This is a genomic window from Methylobacterium sp. NPDC080182 (genome assembly GCF_050281105.1).
Classification (GTDB): Bacteria; Pseudomonadota; Alphaproteobacteria; order Rhizobiales; family Beijerinckiaceae; genus Methylobacterium.
Genome location: NZ_JBNNWO010000008.1, coordinates 152166 through 176171, shown reverse-complemented (window position 1 = coordinate 176171; position 24006 = coordinate 152166). Strand labels below are relative to the sequence as shown.

26 protein-coding genes are annotated in these 24006 nt (G+C 70.2%); 15 read left to right on the top strand and 11 right to left on the bottom strand.

Features of this window, described 5'->3' with window-relative positions; genetic code table 11:
• Positions 1–46 precede the first annotated feature (46 nt).
• The 4 genes from ACQKQD_RS15825 (at position 47) to aat (ending at position 3682) form a co-directional block, all read left to right on the top strand.
• Entirely contained in the window at positions 47–829 is a 783-nt protein-coding gene (locus ACQKQD_RS15825; protein ID WP_020092101.1) for a DsbA family protein, read from the top strand.
• A gap of 156 nt (positions 830–985) precedes the next feature.
• Entirely contained in the window at positions 986–1462 is a 477-nt protein-coding gene (accB, locus tag ACQKQD_RS15820) for an acetyl-CoA carboxylase biotin carboxyl carrier protein (RefSeq protein ID WP_427508824.1), read from the top strand.
• Between the two features lie 104 nt (positions 1463–1566).
• Complete coding sequence (accC, locus tag ACQKQD_RS15815; RefSeq protein WP_091676759.1) at positions 1567–2919, top strand: acetyl-CoA carboxylase biotin carboxylase subunit; 1353 nt, start codon at positions 1567–1569, stop codon at positions 2917–2919.
• 79 nt (positions 2920–2998) lie between these two features.
• Entirely contained in the window at positions 2999–3682 is a 684-nt protein-coding gene (gene aat / locus ACQKQD_RS15810) for a leucyl/phenylalanyl-tRNA--protein transferase (RefSeq protein WP_020092098.1), read from the top strand.
• Between the two features lie 24 nt (positions 3683–3706).
• Here aat and ACQKQD_RS15805 read toward each other — a convergent pair whose 3' ends face one another.
• Positions 3707–4072, bottom strand: coding sequence for a hypothetical protein (locus ACQKQD_RS15805; RefSeq protein ID WP_427508823.1), 366 nt, complete (start codon positions 4070–4072; stop codon positions 3707–3709).
• Positions 4073–4138: 66 nt separating this feature from the next.
• Positions 4139–4345, bottom strand: coding sequence for a DUF2842 domain-containing protein (locus ACQKQD_RS15800; protein WP_012319661.1), 207 nt, complete (start codon positions 4343–4345; stop codon positions 4139–4141).
• Positions 4346–4555: 210 nt separating this feature from the next.
• On the opposite strand from ACQKQD_RS15800, the gene ACQKQD_RS15795 reads away from it, so the two are divergent.
• The 4 genes from ACQKQD_RS15795 to ACQKQD_RS15780 all read left to right on the top strand — a co-directional run bounded on the left by ACQKQD_RS15795 (position 4556) and on the right by ACQKQD_RS15780 (position 9496).
• The gene (locus ACQKQD_RS15795) at positions 4556–5659 is read left to right on the top strand and encodes a COX15/CtaA family protein (RefSeq protein ID WP_427508822.1); all 1104 of its coding nucleotides are present in this window, start codon (positions 4556–4558) and stop codon (positions 5657–5659) included.
• A gap of 150 nt (positions 5660–5809) precedes the next feature.
• Positions 5810–6493, top strand: a complete 684-nt coding sequence (gene trhA, locus ACQKQD_RS15790; RefSeq protein WP_020092095.1) for a PAQR family membrane homeostasis protein TrhA — start codon at positions 5810–5812, stop codon at positions 6491–6493.
• A gap of 141 nt (positions 6494–6634) precedes the next feature.
• The gene (locus tag ACQKQD_RS15785) at positions 6635–7834 is read left to right on the top strand and encodes a glycosyltransferase family 4 protein (protein ID WP_091676765.1); all 1200 of its coding nucleotides are present in this window, start codon (positions 6635–6637) and stop codon (positions 7832–7834) included.
• Positions 7835–7978: 144 nt separating this feature from the next.
• Positions 7979–9496 (top strand): undecaprenyl-phosphate glucose phosphotransferase, encoded by a 1518-nt coding sequence (locus tag ACQKQD_RS15780; protein ID WP_091676768.1) that lies wholly within the window; start codon positions 7979–7981, stop codon positions 9494–9496.
• A gap of 41 nt (positions 9497–9537) precedes the next feature.
• Here ACQKQD_RS15780 and ACQKQD_RS15775 read toward each other — a convergent pair whose 3' ends face one another.
• From ACQKQD_RS15775 to ACQKQD_RS15735, 9 genes are all read right to left on the bottom strand, one after another.
• Positions 9538–9891, bottom strand: coding sequence for a hypothetical protein (locus ACQKQD_RS15775; protein ID WP_091676771.1), 354 nt, complete (start codon positions 9889–9891; stop codon positions 9538–9540).
• A gap of 212 nt (positions 9892–10103) precedes the next feature.
• On the bottom strand, positions 10104–12674 hold the full coding sequence (locus ACQKQD_RS15770) for a TonB-dependent receptor (RefSeq protein ID WP_091676773.1): 2571 nt from the start codon (positions 12672–12674) through the stop codon (positions 10104–10106).
• Positions 12675–12921: 247 nt separating this feature from the next.
• Positions 12922–13560: a hypothetical protein gene (locus ACQKQD_RS15765; protein WP_091676777.1), complete on the bottom strand. Its 639-nt coding sequence runs from the start codon at positions 13558–13560 to the stop codon at positions 12922–12924.
• 13 nt (positions 13561–13573) lie between these two features.
• Entirely contained in the window at positions 13574–14467 is an 894-nt protein-coding gene (locus ACQKQD_RS15760) for an ABC transporter permease (RefSeq protein ID WP_020092089.1), read from the bottom strand.
• A complete protein-coding gene (locus ACQKQD_RS15755; protein ID WP_091926704.1) occupies positions 14464–15213 on the bottom strand; it encodes an ABC transporter ATP-binding protein in 750 nt (249 codons plus the stop codon). The genes ACQKQD_RS15760 and ACQKQD_RS15755 overlap by 4 nt, the downstream gene beginning before the upstream one ends.
• On the bottom strand, positions 15210–15452 hold the full coding sequence (locus ACQKQD_RS15750) for a hypothetical protein (protein WP_091926749.1): 243 nt from the start codon (positions 15450–15452) through the stop codon (positions 15210–15212). Before ACQKQD_RS15750 ends, ACQKQD_RS15755 begins: the two co-directional genes overlap by 4 nt.
• Complete coding sequence (locus ACQKQD_RS15745) at positions 15452–15886, bottom strand: hypothetical protein (protein ID WP_081636452.1); 435 nt, start codon at positions 15884–15886, stop codon at positions 15452–15454. The genes ACQKQD_RS15750 and ACQKQD_RS15745 overlap by 1 nt, the downstream gene beginning before the upstream one ends.
• Before the next feature lie 67 nt (positions 15887–15953).
• On the bottom strand, positions 15954–16937 hold the full coding sequence (locus ACQKQD_RS15740; protein WP_020092085.1) for a YVTN family beta-propeller repeat protein: 984 nt from the start codon (positions 16935–16937) through the stop codon (positions 15954–15956).
• 121 nt (positions 16938–17058) lie between these two features.
• Entirely contained in the window at positions 17059–18330 is a 1272-nt protein-coding gene (locus ACQKQD_RS15735) for an ABC transporter substrate-binding protein (protein WP_427508821.1), read from the bottom strand.
• Between the two features lie 186 nt (positions 18331–18516).
• Between ACQKQD_RS15735 and ACQKQD_RS15730 the strand changes: the two genes are divergently transcribed.
• From ACQKQD_RS15730 to ACQKQD_RS15700, 7 genes are read left to right on the top strand one after another with little or no spacing between them, the layout of a single operon-like run.
• Entirely contained in the window at positions 18517–19041 is a 525-nt protein-coding gene (locus ACQKQD_RS15730) for a DUF3280 domain-containing protein (RefSeq protein WP_427508820.1), read from the top strand.
• Positions 19042–19068: 27 nt separating this feature from the next.
• Entirely contained in the window at positions 19069–19770 is a 702-nt protein-coding gene (locus ACQKQD_RS15725; protein ID WP_427508819.1) for a (5-formylfuran-3-yl)methyl phosphate synthase, read from the top strand.
• Complete coding sequence (locus tag ACQKQD_RS15720) at positions 19767–20342, top strand: uridylate kinase (RefSeq protein ID WP_427508818.1); 576 nt, start codon at positions 19767–19769, stop codon at positions 20340–20342. Before ACQKQD_RS15725 ends, ACQKQD_RS15720 begins: the two co-directional genes overlap by 4 nt.
• Positions 20339–21901, top strand: coding sequence for a DUF6513 domain-containing protein (locus tag ACQKQD_RS15715; RefSeq protein ID WP_427508817.1), 1563 nt, complete (start codon positions 20339–20341; stop codon positions 21899–21901). Before ACQKQD_RS15720 ends, ACQKQD_RS15715 begins: the two co-directional genes overlap by 4 nt.
• Positions 21902–21905: 4 nt before the next feature.
• Complete coding sequence (locus tag ACQKQD_RS15710; protein ID WP_427508816.1) at positions 21906–22496, top strand: DUF447 domain-containing protein; 591 nt, start codon at positions 21906–21908, stop codon at positions 22494–22496.
• 21 nt (positions 22497–22517) lie between these two features.
• On the top strand, positions 22518–23051 hold the full coding sequence (locus ACQKQD_RS15705; RefSeq protein WP_020092078.1) for an SRPBCC family protein: 534 nt from the start codon (positions 22518–22520) through the stop codon (positions 23049–23051).
• Complete coding sequence (locus ACQKQD_RS15700) at positions 23048–24004, top strand: YncE family protein (protein WP_427508815.1); 957 nt, start codon at positions 23048–23050, stop codon at positions 24002–24004. The genes ACQKQD_RS15705 and ACQKQD_RS15700 overlap by 4 nt, the downstream gene beginning before the upstream one ends.
• The last annotated feature ends 2 nt before the right edge of the window (positions 24005–24006 follow it).

Here is a 24006-nt window from a genome sequence, read left to right as displayed (position 1 = left end):
CCGCTCGCGCCACGCGCGGGCCGCCCCGCCGCGCAAGCGAGGATCTATGCCCTTCATCCGCCCCCTGCCCGCGCTGGTCCTGGCGCTCGGCCTCGTCGCCGTCCCGGCCCTCGCGCAGACCGCGACGCCCCCCGCCGCGCCGTTCACCGACGCGCAGCGCGCCGGCATCGAGGCGATCGTCAAGGACTACCTGATCAAGCATCCCGAGGTGCTCCAGGAGGCCCTCGCCGAGGCCGAGAAGCAGCAGGCCGAGACGCAGCGCCTGGCCCAGGCCGCCGCCCTCAAGGAATCGCGCGAGGCTCTCCACAACGGTCCCCACGACGTCGTTGCCGGCAACCCGTCGGGCGACGTCACGCTGGTCGAGTTCTTCGATTACAATTGCGGCTACTGCCGCAAGGCCCTGGGCGACATCCAGGCGCTGATCAAATCCGACCCGAAGCTGCGGGTGGTCATCAAGGACTTCCCGGTCCTCGGCCCGGAATCGCTGGAGGCCAGCCAGGTCGCCGTCGCGGTGCGCCAGCAGCTGAAGGGCGACAAGCTGTTCGAGTTTCATCAGAAGCTTCTGGAGACCAAGGGCCGGGTGAACGGCGCTCGCGCGATTCAGGTCGCCAAGGACATGGGCGTCGACACGGCCAAGCTGCAGAAGGACATGGCCTCCCCCGAGGTGAAGGCAGCGCTCAGCGAGAACCGCGGCCTCGGCGACCGCCTGGGCCTGTCGGGCACGCCGGCTTTCATCATCGGCGACGAGGTGATCCCGGGCGCCGTCGGCGTCGAGCCGATGCGCAAGACCATCGCCGACGTGCGCCAGTGCGGCCACGCCTCCTGCTGAGCTGACGGATCGGGCCGAGGAACCCCGAAGGCGGTCCGCGCAGCCTTGTCGCGCCGGGGCGCCTTCGTCTAAGAGCCGCCAGCCGCAGGGCCGCGGTGGGGTCCAGGGCCGAGCCCGGATGGACGCACCGACGTGCCGCGAGACGAAGTAGGCCGGATGCCAAAGAACGACGCCATCGATCCCGAGCTCGTGCGCGAGCTCGCCAACCTCGTGACCGAGACCGGCCTGTCCGAGATCGAGGTCGAGAAGGGCGACCTGCGCATCCGCGTGGCGCGGCGGCTCGAGCCCGTGAGCGTGCAGGTCGCGGCGCCCGCGCCGCTCGCGGCCGTCGCCCCGCCTCCGGTGCCCGCGCCCGCCGCGTCGTCTCCCCTCGCCCCGGCCGAGCCGGCCCGCGCGCAGCCCGGCACCGTGCCCTCGCCGATGGTCGGGACCGCCTACCTCCGCCCCTCGCCCGACGCCAAGGCCTTCGTGGATGTCGGCTCGACGGTCGCGGTCGGCGACAAGCTGCTGCTGATCGAGGCGATGAAGACCTTCAACGAGATCGTGGCGCCCCGCGCCGGCACGATCAGCGCCATCTTCGTCGAGGACGGTCAGCCGGTCGAGTTCGGCGAGGCCCTGCTCGTCATCACCTAGGACGTCCGCCGGGCGCCCGCCGCCCAGTCCCGGACGACGCCGCAACACGAGAGGATAGAGCATCCTGCGCGGTCCGGGATCGCCAGGACGCCCTAACGGGTCCGATGTTCGACAAGATCCTGATCGCGAACCGCGGCGAGATCGCCCTGCGCATCCTGCGGGCGGCGAAGGAGCTCGGGATCGCTACCGTGGCGGTCCACTCCACCGCCGACGCGGACGCGATGCACGTGCGCCTCGCCGACGAGAGCGTCTGCATCGGGCCACCGGCCGCCCGCGACAGCTACCTCAACATCCCGTCGATCATCGCGGCCTGCGAGATCACCGGGGCCGATGCCGTGCATCCCGGCTACGGCTTCCTGTCGGAGAATGCCCGCTTCGCCGAGGTTCTGGCCCATCACCAGATCGGCTTCATCGGACCCAAGGCGCAGCACATCCGCACCATGGGCGACAAGATCGAGGCCAAGCGCACGGCACTGAAGCTCGGCATCCCGTGCGTGCCGGGCTCCGAGGGTGGCGTCGACGACATCGACACGGCCAAGCGCGTGGCTGCCGGGATCGGCTACCCCGTGCTCGTCAAGGCGGCGGCCGGCGGCGGCGGCCGTGGCATGAAGGTGGCGCGCTCCGAGGCCGAACTGGAGCAGGCGATCGGCATGGCCAAGTCCGAGGCCAAGGCCGCCTTCGGCGACGACGCGGTCTACCTCGAGAAGTACCTAGAGAAGCCCCGGCACATCGAGGTTCAGGTGCTCGGCGACGGCCGCGGCGGCGCCGTGCACCTCGCCGAGCGCGACTGCTCCCTCCAGCGTCGACACCAGAAGGTCTGGGAGGAAGGCGGCTCGCCGGCCCTTAACGAGTCGATGCGCGCCGAGATCGGCGGTATCTGCGCGAACGCCATGAAGGAGCTCGGCTACCTCGGCGCCGGAACCATCGAGTTCCTCTACGAGGACGGACGCTTCTACTTCATCGAGATGAACACCCGCATCCAGGTCGAGCATCCGGTCACCGAGATGATCACCGGGATCGACCTCGTCATCGAGCAGATCCAGGTCGCCTCGGGCGGCCCGCTCTCGGTGAGCCAGGCGGACATCAAGGTCGAGGGCCACGCCATCGAGTGCCGGATCAACGCCGAGCACCCGGAGACCTTCCGGCCGTCGCCCGGTGAGATCACCCACTACCACACCCCCGGCGGCCTCGGCGTCCGCGTCGATTCGGCCGCGTTCCAGGGCTATCGGATCCCGCCGAACTACGATTCGCTGATCGGCAAGCTGATCGTCCACGGCCGGACCCGCAACGAGTGCCTCATGCGCCTGCGGCGCGCCCTGGACGAGTTCGTCATCGACGGGATCGACACGACGCTGCCGCTGTTCCGGACGCTGGTCCGCAACCCGGACGTGCAGAACGGCCTTTACGACATTCACTGGCTGGAGCATTTCCTGGAAGACGGCGGCATGAAAGCCTGACCGGACCTGGGCGGGGCTGCGGCGAGCGCGGCGCGCGCGGGATCTGGTCTTCGCGCCGTCCGCGCGCGACATTCACGGCATGCACGACACCGCCCGCGTGGACATCACCCCCGAGATCCTGCTGAAGGCCTACGCGGCGGGCATCTTCCCGATGGCGGAGGATGCCGACGACCCCACGCTCTACTGGGTCGAACCCAAGGCGCGCGGCGTTCTGCCCCTCGACACGTTCCGCGTTCCCCGGCGCCTCGCCCGGACGGTGCGGTCCGACCAGTTCGTGGTCCGCTGCGACACCGATTTCGACGGGGTGATCGACGGCTGCGCGGCGCCCCGGCGGGACAGCGAGCGCACCTGGATCAACGGGCGGATCCGCGAGCTCTACGGCGCCCTGTTCGACATCGGCCACGTCCACACGGTCGAGGTCTACGCGGGCGCGGACGGCCGGCTCGTCGGCGGCCTGTACGGCGTCTCGCTGGGGGCGGCCTTCTTCGGCGAGAGCATGTTCCACGAGGTCCGCGACGCCTCGAAGGTCGCCCTCGTCCACCTGATGGCCCGCCTGCGCGCCGGGCGCTACCGGCTCGCCGATACCCAGTTCGTCACCGACCACCTGTCGCAGTTCGGTGCCGAGGAAGTGCCGCGTCACGTCTACAAGCGCCGCCTCGCCGAGGCTCTCGATCAGGTCGCCGACTGGAACGTCTGGCCCGGCGACGGTTCGGTTCCGGGTACGCGGGTCCTCGAGGCGCTCGAAGCTCCGGATCGCCGCTAGTGCAGTGACGCGGGCCGGTGGCCGCTAGCGCCGACGCCGGTGGCGGTAGCCGGTCGAGAACGAGGCGTATTGACGGCCGCGCACGGACCGGTAGCGTCGACGCCGGCTGGTGCTGGCCTCGACCGTATCCTCCACCTGCGGGATCGGCTCGGCCATGGCCGCCGCGGGCGTCGCCGCCATGGCGACCGCCGTATCGGCCGAGGCGTAGCCCCCGGCGACGTTCTTGGCCGCCGGTCCGAACATCGCGAGACACTGGTTGTAGGCGAGGTCGTTCTTGAGACGCTCGCATTCACCGATGGAGCGCGGTGTCCCCTGCGCCAGGGCCGGCAGGGGCGCGAGCAGCACGACGAGAGCGGCCAGCGGCTTGAGGCAGAGAGTCGGGCGGTGCACGGAGGGGGTCTCGAGCGGCGACGGCAGGCTTGTGATCCCCGAGTGCGGCAAAATCGAGGGTCGGCCTCAGCGATCGGGCCGCTCCATCCACCGGATCAGCGGCATCAGTGGGAAGATCCACGCGATGCCGAGGATCGAGTAGATCACCGCCTGCACCGCCGCCGGCGTCTCCGAGATGCGGCTATCGGCCAGGGTCATCGCCAGCGGCCCGTAGAGGCAGACGAAGACCAGGATGGCGAGGGTGCCGATCAGGGTCCGGGTGCGGCGGCGCATTGCTGTGTTCCTGGACCGTGCCTTCGAACAGTGCTCCTGGTCCCGCGGGCGGCGCCGCGGGCTCGGACGGGCGACGGCTACCGTCCTAGAACCCGGTTGGCAACGCGCCCGCTGACGCGGGCTGCGGCGCCGGCGCCGTTGATGGGCGACCGGACATCCCCTAACCCGGGCACTGCGGGGGGCATCCCGGCATCCGCGGAAGGGACGTGCATGGACATGAGCGGCGCGGGCGACCGGCGGTCGGGGGCGGTGCGAACCTGGCTCTACGTGGTCGCGGCCCTGGTGGTCGCCATGGTGGCGGTCGGCGGTGCGACGCGGCTGACCGGGTCCGGCCTGTCGATCACCGAGTGGCGCCCCGTCACGGGCGCGATCCCGCCGCTGACGGAGGCAGACTGGGCGGCCGAGTTCGCCAAGTACAGGAACACGCCGCAATACAACATCCTCAACCAGGGGATGGGATTGTCCGCCTTCAAGGTGCTGTACGGCTGGGAATGGGGCCATCGCCTGCTCGGCCGGGTGATCGGCCTCGTGTTCTTCCTGCCGCTAATCGTGTTCTGGTGGCAGGGCCGGATCAGCCGGCGGCTCGGCCTCGGCCTGCTCGGTCTCGGCGCGCTCGGCGGCCTCCAGGGCGCCATCGGCTGGATCATGGTCGCCTCGGGCCTCCAGCCCGGCATGACGGCCGTGGCGCCGCTCAAGCTCGCCCTGCACCTCACCACCGCGAGCCTGATCCTGGCCGGGCTGGTCTGGCTGGCCGCGGGCCAGCGCCCCGGCGTCCTGGCGCCCGCCCCGGCGCGCCTGCGGGCGACCGCCCTGCTGCTGCCGATCCTGGTCCTGGTGCAGATCTTCCTCGGTGGCCTCGTCGCCGGCTCGCATGCCGGCCTCGTCTACAACACGTGGCCGACCATGGACGGCCATCTCGTCCCGCCGCTGGACAGCCTGTTCGCGATCCGGCCGTGGATCGAGAATTTCATCGACAACCACGCCTTGGTTCAGTTCGACCACCGGGTGACGGCCTACCTCGTCTTCGTCGTGGCGGTGCTGCACGCCGTCGACGCCCGGTTCACCGGCCCGAAGAGCGCGGCTGGGCGGGCCACGGGGGTCGTCATCCTCGTCCTCGCCCAGATGGCGCTTGGGATCGCGACGCTGCTCCTCGCCGTGCCGCTGTGGGCGGCGCTCGCGCATCAGGTGCTCGCCATGGCGGTGCTCACGATGGCCACCGTCCATGCCCGCCTCAGCCGGGGATCCGGCCTGGTCGAGCCCGCAGCCGCCGAGCCGCCGCTGGGCTTCGAGGGGCTCGCCGCCGGCCGCATCTAGGCTCTCGTGCGGTGCAGCGGCCTTGCTGCGCCGCACGAGACTTTTACCGCTTTCAGTGGAACCTTGGGATAACTCCCCATCAGCAATCTGCACATGGAACGACTAAGACTTCTCAAGCTTTAAGCTGCACGCGTTGCAGGAGGCTTCAAGATGTCTCTCGCGGAGGATGGTCGACCGCTCTCCCTGACCTGGCACTACACGCCGCGGGAGATCATGGCGGATGGCGTGATCCACGGTCTCGGCGTGGTGCTCGGTCTCGCCGGTGCCGTTGCCCTGGTGGCGACCGCGGTCACGGCGCATCTCGGGCTCGGCGAACGTGCGGCGGTTGTCGTGTACGCCACGGCCCTCGTCCTGATGCTCGGCGTCTCGGCCGTCTACAATCTCTACCCTGTGAGCCCGCGCAAATGGCTCCTGCGCCGCGCCGATCACGCGCTGATCTACCTGATGATCGCCGGGACCTACACGCCGCTGGTGGCCCTCGTCGGGTCGGGCCCGCGGGCCTACGCGCTCCTGGCGATGATCTGGGTCGTGGCCCTCATCGGGATCGCCGTGAAGCTGTTTCTGCCGGGCCGGTTCGACCGCCTGTCGATCGGGCTCTACCTGTTGCTCGGCTGGAGCGGGTTGTTCGCCTACGAATCAGTGATCGCGGCGCTTCAGCCGACCGCCCTGTGGCTTTTGGGAATGGGCGGAGCGCTCTATTCGATCGGCGTCGTGTTCCACATCTGGCGGACCCTGCCCTTCCAGAACGCGATCTGGCACGGCTTCGTCCTCGCCGCCACGGCCTGCCACTACGGGACGATCTGGGCCAGCCTGAACGGCTCGCCGATGACGTAGCGTTGGGATCGATTGCGATCGTGCGCGTAAAATTCCGGTTACCGTCCTGATGGAAAGGTCGAGACGCGGCGACCTGCTTTAAGTTTCCTGCGACCACGGGTGCACCACAACCTGGGGACTGATATTCCCGGGAGCTGGACCGTGGTCCCGAAGACGAACGACTCTGGCATCGCTCAGCGTTACCGGATCCTGCACGTGTTCCGCGCGCCGGTGGGCGGCTTGTTCCGGCACGTCATGGATCTCGCTCGCCTCCAGGCGGCCGCGGGGCACCATGTCGGTCTCGTCTGTGATTCCAGCACCGGCGGCGACCGCGCTGCGGGCGCCCTGGCGGACCTGGTGCCCTGCCTGGACCTCGGCCTTGTCCGGCTGCCGATGCGCCGCAATCCGCATCCGTCGGACTGGTCCTGCCTCCGGGCCGTGGCGCAGAGGGCCGCGGAGGTCGGCGCGGAGGTCCTGCACGGACACGGCGCCAAGGGCGGGGCCTATGCCCGGCTCGCCGCGGCGGGTCCGGCGATCCGCGCCTACACGCCGCACGGCGGCAGCTACAATTACCGGCCGGGCAGCCCGCTGCACCGCCTCTACATGGGTGCCGAGGCGGTGCTCGCCCGCCGCACCGACGCGTTCCTGTTCGAGAGCGAGTACGTCGCCGGCCGCCATCGGAGCTTCGTCGGCGGTCCCGAGCGCGTGACGCGGATCGTGCACAACGGCATCGCCGAGGCCGAGTTCGCGCCGCTGGACCGCGTCGCCGAGCCCTTCGACCTGCTCTATGTCGGCGAGCTGCGGGAGGCCAAGGGCCTGCCCTACCTGCTCGAGGCCCTTGTCCGGCTGCGGGCCGAGGGCCGGGCGCTGCGCCTGCTCCTCGTCGGGTCGGGACCGGATGCCGAGATCCTTCGCGACACCGTTGCGCGGCTCGGCCTCGCCGACGCGGTGGCGTTCGAGCCGCCGCAGGCGATCCGCTCCGTGCTCGCACGCGGGCGGATCCTCGTCGTCCCGTCGCTCGCGGAGTCGCTGCCCTACGTCGTGCTGGAAGCTGCCGCGGCGGCGCAGCCCCTGGTCGCCACTCGGGTCGGCGGAATCCCGGAGATCTTCGGCGCGGCCGCGCGCGACCTCGTGCCGTCGCGCGACCCGGCGGCGCTCGTGGAGGGGATCCGACGGGTCCTCGACGCCGCGCCGGAGGCCCTGGCCGAGCGGACGCAGAGTCTGAGCGCCTCGATCCGGCAGCGCTTCTCCCTGGAACGCATGGGCAGCGAGGTGATCTCCGGCTACGCCGCGGCCTTCGAGGCCCGCGCGGAGCGCCGCGATCCCGCACCGCGCGCGATCGCCGGGGCCCGGACCGCCTGACGACGAGACCAGCAGCAAGAGGAACGGGGGCCTGTGCGCCGCGGTGGAAAAGGCGGCGGCGCCCGCGCTCTTAAATGTTCCCACAACGCCCCGTGCCAAGGTTTCGCCGAGGCAGCAACCGCAAGGCTCGGGGGGAGCCGATCGATGAGCGCGTTCGACATTCGCGATCTTCTCGAGGCCGCCGTCCCGATGGAGGCGTCCTCGACCCCGGCCACGAGCAGCGTGCCCCTCGCCGAGACCGCCGTCCCCGGCCCGACGGCGATCTCGCCCGTCGTGGTGGCCGGTCTGGTGCGCGGGCTGGAATGCGCGCTCATCTTCGGCTTGGGCGCATTGCTGCACGTGCTGATGCTCCGCGGCCGCGTCCCGTTCGGGCTGACCTACGCGGGCGCGATCGGCATGATCGCGGTGATCACCGTGACGCTGATCCAGGCGTCCGGCGGCTACCGGGTCGCCGCCTTCCGGAGCTTCTTCAAGACCGCCGTCCGGCTGATCGCTGCGTGGTCGATGACGTTCCTGATGGTCGCCGCCGGCCTCGTGCTGGCCAAGGTCGCCGACCACTACTCGCGCCTCTGGCTCGCGACCTTCTTCGGCACCGGCCTCGCGATGCTGCTGGTCGGCCGCTTCGTCCTTTTCCGCATCATCGATGCCCAGACCCGGGCGGGACGGTTCGACCGGCGCACCGCAATCGTGGGCGGCGGACAGCCCGCGGAGGACCTGATCGCCGCCCTGGAGACGCAGAGCGAGAGCGGCATCCGCATCGTCGGGGTGTTCGACGACCGCAATGCCGATCGCTCCTCAGACGTGGTGGCGGGGCACCCAAAGCTCGGCAACGTCGACGACCTCGTCGCCTACGCGCGGCACGCCCGGCTCGACCTGATCGTCTTCACGATCCCGATCACCGCGGAGGCCCGGATCCTCCAGATGCTCGCCAAGCTCTGGGTCCTGCCGATCGACATCCGCCTCTCGGCGCACGCCGCAAAGCTGCGCCTGCGCCCGCGCAGCTACTCGTATCTGGGCTCCGTCCCGGTGCTGGACGTGTTCGACCGTCCGATCGCCGATTGGGACGTCGTGGTGAAGGCGCTGTTCGACCGCTGCGTCGGCCTGATGATGCTGCTGGCGCTATCGCCGCTCATGCTGGTCATCGCCCTCGCGGTCCGGCTGACATCGCGCGGGCCGGTGCTGTTCCGGCAGAAGCGCCACGGGTTCAACAACGAGCTGATCGAGGTCTACAAGTTCCGCTCGATGTACGTGGATCAGTGCGATGCCGGCGCGACCAAGATGGTGACACGGGGCGATCCCCGGGTCACGCCGGTCGGGCGCTTCATCCGGAAGACCTCGCTCGACGAGCTACCGCAGCTGTTCAACGTGCTCAAGGGCGATCTCTCGCTGGTCGGGCCGCGCCCGCACGCGTTGCAGGCCAAAGCCGCCAACACACTCTACGACCAAGTGGTCGACGGCTACTTCGCGCGCCACAAGGTGAAGCCCGGCATCACCGGATGGGCGCAGGTCAACGGCTGGCGCGGCGAGACCGACACCTCAGAGAAGCTGCAGCGGCGCGTCGAGCACGACCTCTACTACATTGAGAACTGGTCGGTGCTGCTCGACCTGCAGATCCTGCTGACCACGCCGTTCGCGCTGTTCAAGACCGAGAACGCCTACTGAGCGGAAGGGCCGGCACCGGAGCGGTGCCGGCCGGAAGCCCGCTACGGCAGCGCGCCGGCCTTCTCCTTGGCCTTCAGGATCGTGTCGCGGCAGCCCTGGGCGTCGCCGGCCTTGTCCTGCTGGCGCGCCTGGGCGACCAGCTTCTTGGCCTCCTCCACGCCCGAGGCGGTGGGCTTCACGGCGGCGTCCGACTTGGTGAGCGCCGGCGGCGTGTCGAGGGCCTTGGGCGAGTTCGAGGACGTGGTGCCGCCGGGCGGGGTCGTGCCGGTCACCGAGGCGGCGCCGGCACTGTCGAGCCGCCGCTGCAGCGTGTCGACCTCGTCGGAGCACGGGGTCGCCAGGGCCGGCGTGGCGGCCGCCAGGGCCAGGGCTGCGACGGCGAAACGGATGATCATCGAGACGAGGCTCCACGGTGTCGGGATGCGGCCGGCGCCGACCCCTCATGCGTGAGCGGACGGTGATGCGCCGGTGCGGCTACCGGGGAGACGCCGGGCGAAGGGGCCCGTTCCCGAGACAGGAGGCCGCATGCGGCCGCTCCGGAACGCGACGGGCGCCCCGCGCGGCCCTCTGGCCGCGGGAGGCGCCCGCCTCTCGACATGCTGACGGATCAGTACTTCCGGATGATCGGCTCCGGCGACATCGGCACAGGGTCGGCGCCGAAGGCGTAGCGGATGCCGGCGTAGACCGAGAAGGGCTGCGCCAGGGTGGTGGTCCGCGGATCGCTGATCCGCAGGTTGCCGGCCACCGCGCCCGGCTCGGCGTAGGTGCCGAACGTGGTGTAACGGTTGTTGGTCAGGTTGGTGATGAGGCCGAAGACCTCGAGGTTCTTCGTCACCTGATACTTCGTCTGGAAGTTCAGAACGTAGTAGGGCGGCAGCTTGCGGTTCAGGTTCGACTCGTCGCCGCGGAAGTAGGACGAGGAGAAGGCCTGGAGGTAGAGGCCGAACTGCCAGTTGGGCGTGACGAAGTAGTCGAACCCGGCCTTGATCTGGTGGGTCGGCACCAGCGGCACGACGTTGCCCTTGCGGACCTGGATCGCGCCGTCATCCGCGAGCGGGTTGTTGGGCGACGACAGGGTGCCGTTGAACTGGAAGGTCGCGTCGACCAGCGCGTAGTTGGCGTAGACCCGCAGGTAATCGGCCGTGTACTCGCCGCCGACCTCGATGCCCTGCCGCTGCGTCGACGGCACGTTGACGAAGTAGGCGCGGGCGGTGTTGCCGGGGGTGGCCAGCGACAGGATGTCGTTGGCGAGATCGGTGCGGAAGGCGCCGATCTTGTAGGTGATGATGCCGCCGTCATAGGTGTTCGGCAGCTGGCCGCGGAAGCCGACCTCGTAGGTCCGTCCGGTGACCTGCTTGAGCGGCGGGTCGGCCACCAGCGAGTTCGGCAGCAGGCACGGCCGGTCCGGGTTGGCGCAGGCCAGCTCCAGCGGGGTCGGGGCGCGGTTCGACTCCGAGTAGCTGCCGTAGAGGTTCAGCGCGTCGAAGAACCGGTAGGTCAGGCCGGCGACCGGGTTGATCTTGTTGAAGTAGTGCGTGCCGGTCACGTCCGGCGAGAAGCCGGTCAGGTCCTCGCTCTGGATGCGCGCGAAGTTGAGCCGGGCGCCGGCGGTCAGCGACAGCCGGTCGGTCACGTCGAGCGTGTCGAGGGTGTAGAGACCCATGTAGAGGTTGGAGCCGTTGACCGAGCTCGGCGCGATGCCGAGCGCGCCGGCGGTCCGTAGCTGCGGCGTGCCGAGGCCCGGGACGTTGCCGTAGAACGGGTTGCTCGGGTTGGTTGTGATCGACAGATCCGGGTTGATGACGCCGAGCGTGCTGGACGACTTGAAGCCGTAATTGGCCGCGTCGATGCTGCCGCCGACCACGAAGGTGTTGGACAGGCCGAAGATCCGGTCGCGGTTGGCGGCCTGGAGCGAGCCGCCGAAGCCTGTAGCTTCCGTCCGGGTCGTGTCCAGCGTGCCGTACGGGATGCCCGCCCGGAACGGGATGCGCTGGTTCTGCTGCCCCAGGATCAGGAACTGGTTGCGGAAGGCGAGCTGCGACTGACCGGCCGCCGGGCTGAACCCGTCATCCTCGAAGCAGAGGTTGCCGCGGAAGCTGGAGCGCGTGCTGCAGTTCTCGAAGTTGCCGTCGTTGCCGTCGACGTAGGTCTGGCTGAAGCGGCGGAAATAGGCGTTGCCGGCGAGGTCCCAGGTCGGCGAGATGTCGACCCGGCCGGTCAGCTGGAGCGTGCCGACCTCGGTGGTGGTGGTCTGCGGGAAGGTGAAGATCGCCCGCGGGTCGCGGTGGGTGAAGTCCACCGGCGTGGCCGCGGCCGCGCCGAAGAAGCTGCGGGCGGCGAGCCCGATCAGGTGGAACTCCGCATCCTGCGAGCGGTAGCCGATGTCACCGTAGAGGCGGCCGATCGTGCTCGGGCTCTCGTAGCGCCAGCCGCGGTCATTCAGGCCGTCGCCGGTGAAGTAGACGCTCCACGGGCCGGAGACCTTGCCGTACTCGAGGTAGCCGGCGGTGCGCGCGTCCGAGCCGCCCCAGGCCGAGATCTCGGTGCCCTGCCAGGTGAAGCCGTTCTTCATCTGGATGTTGACCGCGCCGCCGAGCGCGTTGAGGCCGAAGACCGGGTTGCCGGTGACCACGTCGATGCGCTGGATCGCCTGCGGCGGGATCAGGTCGAAGTTGACGATGTCACCGAAGGCCTCGTTGATGCGCACGCCGTTCTGATACACGGCGAGGCCCTGCGGCACGCCCTGCACGGGCGAGGCCGTGAAGCCGCGGTAGGTGATGTCGACGCGGTTGTTGTTGCCCTGCGAGTCCGAGACGTTGATGCCGGGCGTGCGGCGGGCCAGCGTCGTGGTCAGGTTGTCGCTGGCGCGATCGATCGTGATATCGCTCGCCGTGACCGATTCGACGGTGCTGGGGATCTTGTAGAGCGGCTGCTCGGAGCCGCGCAGCCGCACGCCGGTGCTCGGTCCCAGGGAGCCGGCCGGCGGCACCGGTCCGGGACCGTTGAAGATCTGCGCCTGGCTCGAATTTCCGCCGCCGGACCCGACCGGCGACGTCGAGACGACGCTGATCTCGCCGAGCGTGACCGATTGCTGAGCCTGCACCGCCGCCGGGAGAACCGTCCCGGCGAGAACCGATGCCGACGCGACCAGGCTGCTCCGAAGCGCCCGAAGTGACATCCCCAACCCCCTCAAACCCAAACACGTGCTCGTGACTGCCGAGCTTGGGTCTTTCTTGGCGGGTGCCGGGAACGCGCACAATTGGTTCAAGAACACGTGAGACGCGTTTCGGCCTCATTTCCGGGCCGCGCCGACCGAAGCCGCCGCCACGTGGTTAAACAGCAACAGTTTCGGTAAAGATTTCAGGCACTTAAGGATATTTCGGCAATCTGCCCGGGATAGTTTGGCAATGATCGCTGGTGCTGGGTCAGAGCCGCGCCTGAATCAGGCGCGCGATCTCGCCGAGCCGCTGCTCGAGCAGCTGCGGAACCTCGCAGACATAGGTCAGCGACTGGCTCCGCTCCTGAAAGATCCGGCGATCCCAGGCGAACTTCGTCTCCAGCTCGGACTGGTCCTTCGGGAGTTCCGTGGCGTCGGAGGCGCTCGGCGCGTCCTTCACCTGACTGATCTTGTCGGCCTCGTCGCGGATTCGCTCGGCCATCCGGCGCTGGCCCTGCGCGTAGCGCGCGATGCCACCCACCACCTTGTTGCGCTCGCCGTTCAGCACCTCGAACACGCCGGCGTAGACGCGGGTCAGGGCCTTGTCCTTCGCGTCCTTGTCGGAGCCGAACTTCTCCGCGAACGTGTCGAGGAGCGGGCCGACCTGCGAGAGGTCGGTGCGGCGCGACGCGATCTTCTGCGCCAGGACGGCGGCGTCGTTGTCGCTGCCCCAGTCGCCGGCGGCCTCCACGTCGGGGCCGGTCCAGAACTGGCCGGGGCTGAGTGTGGCGACCTTGCGCTGGACGCAGGGCCAATCCGGATCCTGTTTCGGCTGCGCCAGGGCTGGACCGGCGAGGATCGCGAGCCCCAGCGCCGGGCCGACGATGCGGGTCAGGAGGACGTTCATCGGGCGGACTCCATCAGGTGTTGTCGCCGGCCGGGCCGCCGCGCCGGGCCATGATGCCGCGGCCGGGATCGTAGGCGACCACCGCCATGCCGAAGAAGGCGAGCCCCACGCCCAGCACCACGGCGCAGGCGACCGGCTCGAACTGGAGGTAGAGGGCGTAGCGGACGAGCTGGACCGCGTGGCTGAACGGGTTCAGCTCGCAGATCCAGTAGAGGGTCTCGGAGGATTCGCGGATCCGCCACAGGGGGTAGAGGGCCGACGAGGCGAAGAACATCGGGAAGATCACGAAGTTCATCACGCTGGCGAAGTTCTCGAGCTGGCGGACCAGCGAGGACAGGAACAGCCCGATCGCCCCCAGCATCAGCCCCGTGGCCAGGAAGGCCGGCAGGGCCGCGAGGTAGCCCAGCCACGGGATGTCGCTCTCCCAGAAATACGCCACGGCCAGGAACGCGTAGGCCTGCACGATCGACACGGCGACGCCGGCGATCAGCTTGGCGAGCAGGAGCAGCCACCGCGGATAGGGCGAGGTGAGCAGCACCTTCATCGAGCCGACCTCGCGGTCGTAGACCATGGACAGCGACGATTGCATGCCGTTGAACAGCTGGATCATCACGGCGAGGCCCGGCACCACGTAGACCTCGTAGAGCACGTAGGTCTGGTAGGGCGGCTCGATGGACACGCCGAGCGTGTTGCGGAAGCCGGCGGCGAAGATGAACAGCCAGACCAGCGGCCGGACCAGCGCCGAGAAGAACCGCTCCTTCTGATTGAAGAAGCGCAGCAACTCGCGGCGGACGATGCCGCCGAGGCAGATCAGGTAGCCGACCGCGTCGAGGCGGCCGATCCGCGCGGCCTGGCCGCGCGGCGGGGCGGTGCCGATCCGGGTGGCGAGCGGTGTCGGGTTCGTCATGCCGCCGCCCTCCCCGGCTCGGCGACCAGGCGGCGGAACGCGTCGGCGAGCGCCTCGCCGGGCCTGCCGATCCCGCCGGCCCGGCCCCGGGCGACGATCCGGCCCCGGTGCAGCACCACGGCGTCGTCGTCGTCCGCGATCTCCTCGAAGATGTGGGTCGCCCAGAGCACCGACAAGCCCTCCTCCCGCACCAGGGCGCGGACGATCGCCACGATGTCGGCCCGCGACTCGAGGTCGAGGCCCACGGTGGGCTCGTCGAGGAGCAGCAGGTCCGGGCGGTGGATCAGCGAGCGGGCGATCTCGATCCGGCGCGACTGGCCGCCCGAGAGCGTGCGCACCTTGTCATGGCGGCGGTCCGCGAGTCCGACGCGGTCGAGCAGCTCGCCCACACGGACCTTGGCGGCGCCGCGGGCGATGCCGTGCAGACTCGCGTGGTAGAGGAGATTCTGCTCTACGGTGAGATCGGTGTCGAGGGTCCGGGCTTGGAACACGACGCCGAGCCGCGCCAGCGCCCGGGACGGCTCGCGATCCAGGGCGTGGCCGAAGATCGAGACCCGCCCGGTCTGGTTGTTGTAGAGGCGGGTGATGACCGAGAACAGCGTCGTCTTGCCGGCGCCGTTCGGCCCCAGCAGCGCGGCGAAGTGGCCACGCTCCACCGTGATCGAGACGTCGTCCAGCGCGGCGCGGGCGCCGAACTTGTGGCCGACATGCTCGATCAGGAGCGCCGCCGGCTCGGTCGCGCTCATCGGCCCAGGACCTTCCGGGCGTCGGAGACGGCGTCGAGGCACTCGTCGAACTCGCCCTCCTTCTGCTCCCGCTCGGCCACCCGCAGGGCCTTCTTGAGCTTCGGCACCGCCGTCTCGGGCGGGTTCAGGGCGAGGGCGTCGCGGATCATCGTGATGCCCTCGGCGCAGGACGCGGCGTCGTCGGCCGCGAGGGCCGGGCCGGCGGCGAGGAGGCAGGCGGAGAGGAGGAGGATGCGCATCACTTCACCGTCAGCGTGCCGGTCATGCCCTTGGACTCCAGGCCGTGCACCGACCACGTGTAGGTGCCGGGCTTGATCGCGACGAACTCGATGGCGATCTCGCCGGGATCGTCGAACTCCAGGTGATCGGGTGGGCCGCCGCCGTGGATCTCCTTGTGCTCGATCACGATCTGGTTGAACCAGATGTAGCGGAAGAACTCCGGCGCGTAGAATTTGTATTCCTGGCGCCCCTTGGCGACGATCCGTAGCCGGTAGGCCTTGCCGGATTCCAGCGTGATGTCCTTGTTCTCGACCACGAAGTCGTTGCCCTGATCGTCGCCCAGGACGAGGTCGGGCAGGTTCTCCCGCTTCTTGGTCAGGTCGAGGGCACTGGCCGGTGCCGCGGCGAGCAGCCCTGCCAGGCCGAGGGCCGCCGTTCGAAACATGCGTGTCATGTCGTGTTCCACCCTAGGGCCGCGTCGCGCGCGGCCGTCCTCGCTCGGCGCCCGGAGGTCGCGCGGATCAGTTCGGCGAGATCGCCACGCCCCAGGGCAGGAGCCCGACCGGGATGCTCTTCACCACCTTCTCGGCGGCCACGTCGATCACCGAGACGTCGTTAGAGGTGCCGTTCGTGGTGAAGAGCTGCTTCTGGTCAGGCGTGAAGGCGAGCTGCCAGACCCGCTGGCCGACCGGCAGATACTTCTCGACCGCGTAGGTCTTGGCGTCGATCACGGCGACGCGGTTCGCCGGCCCGAGGGCCACGAAGGCCTTGGATCCGTCCTTGGTGATCCGGATGCCCACCGGCTGGATCGCCTCGTCGTTCACGCCCGGGATCTTGAAGGTGATCTTCCTGATCACGCGGCGCTGGGCGACGTCGATCACGCTCACCGTGCCGCCGACCTCCGCCGAGACCCACAGGAACTTGCCGTCGGCGGTGAACTCGGCGAAGCGCGGCCGGGCGTCGACCAGCACGTTGTCGATGACCTGGAATGTCTTCGTATCGATGAAGTGGGCCATGTTGGTCGTCTCGGAGGTGTTGACGAGGATCTTCCCGTCCGGCGACAGGCCCATCCCCTCCGGCTCGACGCCCACCGGTACCTCGGCGAGCACCTTGTTCTTCTCGATGTCGATGATCGTGACCTGGCTGTCGTCCTCGTTGGCCACGTAGAGCGGGTTCCCGGAGGCGTCGAGGATGAACTGCTCCGGATCCGGCCCGGAGCGCAGCGAGCGCACCACCTTTCCGGAGCTGGTGTCGAGCACGTCGATCCGGTCGTCGTCGCTCGCGCAGACGAACAGCTCCTTGCCATCCTTGGAGACGGTCACACCGCGCGGGCGCCGCCCGACCTTCCACGTCGCCGTCACCGCCATCGTGTTGGTGTCGATGACGCTGACCGAGTTGCCCTTCTCGTTCGTCACGTAGGCGGTGAAGGCGGCGGCCGGCCCGCACAGGGCGAACCACGCACCGAGGGCGACCCCACTCAGACATGCCTCGACGCGGCGGCTCATACGGTTTCCTTCCCTTGCGACGGCCCGGCGCCCTGGGCGGACGTTCTCGGGGGACGTTTGTAGTGCGATTTCCGCGCGTTGCGAGGGCTTTGGTCGCTCGCCATCGCCGCAGGCCGCGGGTTCACTTGAACTTGCAGGTGGTCTCGGGGAGGTCGACGCCCAGCGTGTCGAGGGGCGTGCGCTGGTGCAGGAAACCCTGCTCCGGCGCGACGGAGACCAGCGCCTTCGGCTGTACCACGATGATCGCCTGCCGGAGCTGGTGGTCCCAGGGCCGGAAGCTCAGCGGCACGCCCTTGTAGGCCGGCAGCGTGAAGCCGGGCTCGACGAGGTACGGGGCGATCACGGCCGGGTCGTTGGTCTTCTTGGCCGTCACGGCCTCGCCCACCGTCCGCACCGCGGCCCAGACCTGATAGTCCAGCGGGCGCATCAGCCGGGAGGCGAGCCGCCGGAACCGGTTCTGGGCCTGCGCGGCGCCCCAGGTCTCCAGCACGGGGGACCAAGTCGTCGGCGTCAGCGCCTGCGTGCCGCCGACGGGGCGCGGATCGACCGTGCGGTAGGGCACGTAGTCGCCCCAGTCGCCCTCTTCGTCTGCCACGATGGCCATGTCGTAGTCGAGGCCCCGGGTGAAGACCATCGCCTCGGCGCGGGTCGGCGTGTCGCCGCGCGCCTTGGCGAGGGGGCCGAAGGTCCAGGGCTTCTCGGCGGTGATCTTCAGCGCGAACTTCCGCGCCGAGTTGCGCATCGCGTCGGCGTAGGCCTTGTCGGCGTCGGTCGGGCCGACGATCAGGAAGAGCTTCCGCCAGCGCATCACGGTCAGGTACTGCGCCAGCGCGTCAGTGAGCATCGCCCGCGACGGCAGGATGTGGAACACGTTGGCCCGGCACTCGGCTCCGCGCAGACGATCGTCGGGCGCCCCCGCGTTGAGCACGACCGCGCCCGTGTCCTTGACGGCGTCGGCCACGGCCAGAACCGCGTCGGCGGGGAGCGCCAGGACCAGGTAGCGCACGCCCTTGCCGATCAGCTCCTTGGCCGCCGCCACGGCGTCCGGCTTGTCGTCGGTCAGCGCGACTTCGTCCAGGACGTAGGTCTGCTTGGTGAAGCGGCCGGTGGTGTTGTTGTCGGCGATGCCCATCTTGGCGCCGGCCAGGCCCTCGTCCTCCGGCGCCGCCTCGGCATCGTACGAGGACGGGGCAGGCTGCGGCCGGTAGATCAGGCCGACATGGGTCTCGAGCGCCTGCGGAGCGGCGGCCTGGGCCGGCTGCGCCGCCGCGGCCGGCGCCGGGTCCTCGGCCCGCGCCGCCGCCGGGGCGATGGCGAGCGCGACGGCGGCCGCGCGCAGCCAGGACGGGCGCGTCTTGTGCCGGAGGGCCGTGTCGGGTGCAGGATGGTGCATGCGCGCGGCCTCTATCAGCTTCCGCTCAGGCCGCTCAACCGCGGCGTCTCGTCCCGACGTTCACGTTACCGTCGTGGGATAGGCGGGCGCGGAAGTACATTGCCAAATTGTCCCTTCGCCCGACCTATGGCGGGAACGATGCCGCCGCCTCGGGCGGTCGCACGCCTCGAGAGGAAGCTCCCGCCGATGCGCCACACGTCTCTCCGCGCCGCGCTCGCCTGCGGCGTCGTCCTGTGGACCGCCCTGCCCGGTGCGGCCGGCGCCGCCGAGAAGGCCGCCGTCTTCCCGGTCGAGCTGTTCGATCCCGGTGCCGCCTACGGATCCCGGACGCGGCCGGTGGACGCCCGGAAGCTCGCCCTCGTCACCGACGAGTTGCGCAACGCCCTGCGCGACAAGGCCGGTCTGGAGATCGTCGATACCGCGCCCAAGGCCGACGTCGTGGCCAAGGAGGGGCCGCTCTACAAATGCAACGGCTGCGCGGCCGACATCGCCAAGAGCCTGGGTGCGGACCTCGTCGTGACCGGTTATGTGGAGAAGGGGTCCGGCCAGATCTTCAACCTGAGCGTCGCGATCGCCGAAGCCGATACCGGCAAGGTGGTGCGCGGCGGGCAGGTGACGATCCGGGCCGACACCGACGATACCTGGGCGCACGCGATGCGTTGGGTGGTCAAGAACCGCCTGCTCGCCGAGCCGCTGCCCGGGAAGTCCTGAGACGGCCCGTTCAAGTTCGAGTGTTTCGTGCCCGCGTCCACCATCCCGCAAGACCCCCTGCCCCGGCTCCTCGTCAGCGTTCGCGATCCGGCCGAGGCCGAGGCAGCCCGCCTCGCCGGCGCCGACCTGATCGACGCCAAGGACCCGGAGCGCGGGGCGCTCGGTGCCCTGGACGAGGACGTCGTGCGGGAGATCGTCGCCCGCGTGTCCGGAGGGGCCGCGACGAGCGCGGTGGCCGATCCGGCGGCCGGATCCGTCGCCGCCCTGGCCCGGACCGGCGTCGACTGGGTGAAGGTCGGTCTACGTCCTGCCGAGATCCGGGACGCGGCGACGCTGGCCGATCGCGTCGCGGCCGCGCCGGGCCGGCTGATCGCCGTGCTGTTCGCCGAGGACGGGCCGGCGGCCCCGCACGTGCCCGCCCTGGCGGCGGCAGGCTTCGCCGGCGCCATGATCGACACCGCCGGCAAGACTGGCGCCCGCCTGCCCGACCTCGCCGCGCCCTCGGACCTCTCGGCCTTCACCACCGCCTGCCGGGCCAACGGCCTGATGAGCGGCCTCGCCGGGTCGCTGCGGGTCATCGACATCCCCGGCCTCTGCGCGCATCGGCCGGATTACCTCGGCTTCCGCGGCGGCCTGTGCCGGGACTTCGACCGCCGCAACGGCATCGATCCCCTGCGCGTGGCCGAGGCCCTGCGCGCCCTGCGGCCGAGCCGGCAGGACGCGGCGTGACGAGCGTCATCAAGATCGGCGGCAGCCTCGAGGCGGATCCGCATCGCCGCCGCGCCCTGCTGGAGGCGATCGGCGACGGAACGCACGGGCGCTGCATCGTGGTGCCGGGCGGCGGCGCCTTCGCGGACGCCGTCCGGGCCGCGCAGGCGCGGGAGCGCTTCGGCGACGCCGAGGCCCATCGCCGGGCGCTCGACGCCATGAGCGACGCGGCCGGCATCTTCCGCGGGATCGAGCCGCGGATGGTGCAGAGCCTGGAGCCCTGGGCTGAGACGGCGCCCGCGCGGATTCGGGTCTGGAACCCGCGCGTTCTCCGAGCCGGCCACCCGGACATCCCGGAGACCTGGGACGTCACCTCGGACAGCCTCGCCCTCTGGCTCGCCGCGCGGGTCGGGGCGGAGCGCTGCGTCCTGGTGAAATCCGTCGATGCGCCGCCGGGCGTCGACCCCGCCGCGCTGGCGCGGGACCGGATCGTGGATGCCGCCTTCCCGGGCTTCGCGGCATGTTTCGGGGGTACGATCGAGGTCTGGGGACCGCACCGCCGCGTCGCGGTCGAGACGAGGGCCGCCGCGTGAGCACCGCCGAGCACATCGTCTTCGTTACCGGCCGCCTCGCCCGGGCGCGGCTCGAGAAGGTCGCGGCGGGGCTCCCGCAGACCCTCCACTGGAGCATCGCGGATGCCGGCGTGAAGGTCGCGGCGCTGATGACCGAGGAGATCATCCGCCGGCGGGTCGTGCTGCCCGAGGGCGCCACGCGGATCGTCCTGCCGGGCCGGTGCCGGGCCAATCCCGAGCACCTCGCGGCGCATTTCGGCGTCCCGGTGGAGCGCGGCCCCGACGAGGTGGTCGACCTGCCGGCCTGGCTCGGCCTGACCGCCCGCAAGGTCGACCTGTCCCGGCACGACCTCCGGATCTTCTCGGAGATCGTGGACGCGTCGAAGATGAGCGTCGACCAGATCCTCGCCAAGGGGCTCGATCTCGCCGGGCGCGGCGCGGACGTCATCGATCTCGGCGGCCTGCCCGATACCCCGTTCCCGCACCTCGAGGATTCCGTGCGGGCCCTGAAGGGCGCCGGCCTGAGGGTCAGCGTCGATTCCTTCTCCCGCGAGGAACTGGTCCGGGGCGCCGGCGCCGGCGCCGACTTCCTGCTGAGCCTGAACGAGGAGACCCTCGATCTCGCCTTCGAGACCGATGCGATGCCGATCCTCGTACCGATGCGGCCGGACGACCTGCCCTCCCTCGATCGCGCGATCGAGCGCATGCTCAAGGCGGGGCGGCCGTTCCTGGCCGACCCGATCCTCGAGCCGATCCACCACGGCTTCGTCGACTCGATCGCGCGATACCGCGACACCCGCGCTCGCTGGCCCGAGATCGACATGATGATGGGCACCGGCAACCTCACCGAGCTGACCGAGGCCGATTCCCTGGGCGTCACGGCGCTGCTCGTCGGGATGTGCTCGGAGCTGTCAATCCGCAACGTGCTGATCGTGCAGGTCTCCAACCACACCCGCCGAACCGTCGAGGAGCACGACGCTGCCCGGCGGGTCATGTACGCGGCCAAGGCCGATTCGGCGCTGCCGAAGGGCTACGGACAGGCGCTCCTCGCCCTTCACGACAAGCGCCCGTTCGTGCAGACCGCCGACGAGATCGCCCAGGCCGCCGCCGAGGTGCGCGACCCGAATTACCGGATCGTGATCGCCGAGGACGGGATCCACCTCTACAACCGCGACATCCACAGGGTCGGCACCGACGCGATGGCCTTCTTCCCCGACCTCGACGTGGCGAGCGACGGCGCCCACGCCTTCTATCTCGGCGCCGAACTCGCCAAGGCCGAGACAGCGTGGCGGCTCGGCAAGCGCTACGTTCAGGACGAGGCCCTCGACTGGGGCTGCGCGGCCGACGCCGACGTCGAGGATGCCACCGCCTTCAAGAAGGCCGGCCACACCCGCCATTCCGGACCCGACGCGCCCCCGCCCGGGACCCGCGACGCGCGCTTGGCCGGGCCCGAGGCCGGCGCGAGCCCGCCCGAGACCGTCCCGGAGGCCGCGGCGCGCGCCGCGGTCGCGCCCGAGCGCCCGCAGGATCCGCCGTCGAAGCTGGTCTGCGGGCGCCTCGTCCCCGCCGACAAGGCGTGAGGCCATGCCGCTGATCCTCGAGACCATCGTCACCACCTTGTCCCCGGCGGGCGAGCTGCACCTCGTCCCGTTCGGGCTGATCGGCGAGGATGAGGGCTACGTCCTCGCGCCGTTCCGGCCATCGCCGACGATCGTCAACCTAGAGGCCAATCCCTGCTTCGCGGCCTCGAGCCCGCGCGACATCCGGGTGATCGCCGGCGCGGTGACGGGCCGGCGCGAGTGGCCGACGCTGCCGTGCGCGGCGATCGAGGGCCGCCGCCTCGCCGACAGTTTCGGCCACGCGGAGTTCGAGGTCGCCTCCGTCGAGGCCCACGAGACTCGGCCTCGCTTCCGCGGCCGGATGGTCCACAGCGCCGCGCACGCGCCGTTCATCGGCTTCAACCGCGCGCAGGCGGCGGTCCTCGAGGCCGCCATTCTTTCGACCCGGCTCCACATGCTGGAGCCCGAGAAGGTGTTGACGGAGATGGCCTACCTCGCCATCGCCATTGGCAAGACCGCGGGACCGCGCGAGCGCGAGGCCTGGGGTTGGATCGAGGACAAGGTCGCGGCGGCCCTCGGCCCCGAGGCGCGCGTCCTCGATCGCGACGACCGCTGAGGGCGGGAGGAGAAGGACAAGATGAAGAAAATCACCCTGGCCCTGGCGGCCACGGCGGCCCTGGTGGCGGCGACCGCGCAGGCCCACGGCCCGACCCGGCGCAAGATCACCGAGTCGATCGAGATCAACGCCCCCGCCGACAAGGTCTGGGCCGTGGTCGGCGACCTGAAGAATTCCGACTGGATGCAGAACGTCACCAAGACGGAGCTCAACGGCGACCCGGCCGGCAAGTTTAAGCGCGTGCTGACGCTCAAGAACGGGAATCAGATCTCCGAGACCAGCAACAAGTACAAGCCGGAGGACAAGCTGTTCTCGTACTACATCGACAAGGTCGACGTGAAGGATCTTCCGGCGAACGACTACTCGGCGACCATCACGGTCGAGCCCGAGGGCAACGCCAAGTCGAAGGTCGAGTGGAAGGCGGCGTTCTACCGCGGCTACATGAACAACGACCCGCCGCCGGATCTGAACGACGAGGCCTCCGAGAAGGGCGTCGGCGACTGGATCAAGGCGAGCCTCGCCAACCTGAAGGCCAAGGTCGAGAAGGGCTCGTGAGCCCGGCTCGGGGCCGCGCGACCCTCGTCGCCGGCCTCGTCCTCGTGGCGACTGCCTCCCGCGCCGAACCGGCCCGGGAGGCCATCGTCACCGCCCAGCTCGGCGGCGCGGTCGAGATCGTCGACTTGGCCGCCGGGAAGGTGGTGCGCCGAATCCCCGTCGACGGCGCCCCGGCCGGGATCGCCCTGTCGCCCGATCGCCGGCGCGCCTACGTCACGCGCCCCGAGGGGCACGGTCTCGCCATCCTCGATCTCGACGCCGGCAAGATCCTGTCCGAGGTGCCGCTGCCCGGCGGCCCGCTCGGCGTCGCTTCCGACCCGCGGGGCGGCGCGGTCTACGTGGCCGACTGGTACGGGCACCGCCTGTTCGTGCTGACCGAGCGCGACGGCACCCTAATTCCGGACGGCGAGATCGCGGTCGGCGCTTCGCCCTCGGGGATCGCCGTCAGCCCCGACGGGGCGACGCTCTACGTCGCCAACCGCGAGGCCGACACGGTCTCGGTCGTGGACGCCGCGACCCGGCGGGAGACCAAGGTCATCCCGGTGGGGCAGCATCCGTTCGGAATCACGCTCGATGCCGCGGCGGGGCGCGCCTACACGGCCAACGTGACCGGCGACGACGTCTCGGTGCTGGATCTGAAGACAGAGCGCGAGATCGGCCGCATCCCGACCGGCCGCCGGCCCTACGTCATCGCCCTCGCCGGCGGGCGCGGCTTCGTGACGGACCAGTATGCCGGCAGCGTCACGGCGTTCGACCTCGCCACGCTCAAGCCGATCGCCGACGTCGATGTAGGCGACCACCCGGAAGGGATCGCCGCGGATCCCGACGGACGCCTCTACGTCGCCAACTGGGGCGACAACACGCTGAGCGTCCTCGATTCGAAGACTCTCAAGGTGCTGGCGACCATCCCGACGGGCAACGGCCCACGCTCGTTCGGCGCGTTCCTGCGCTGAGC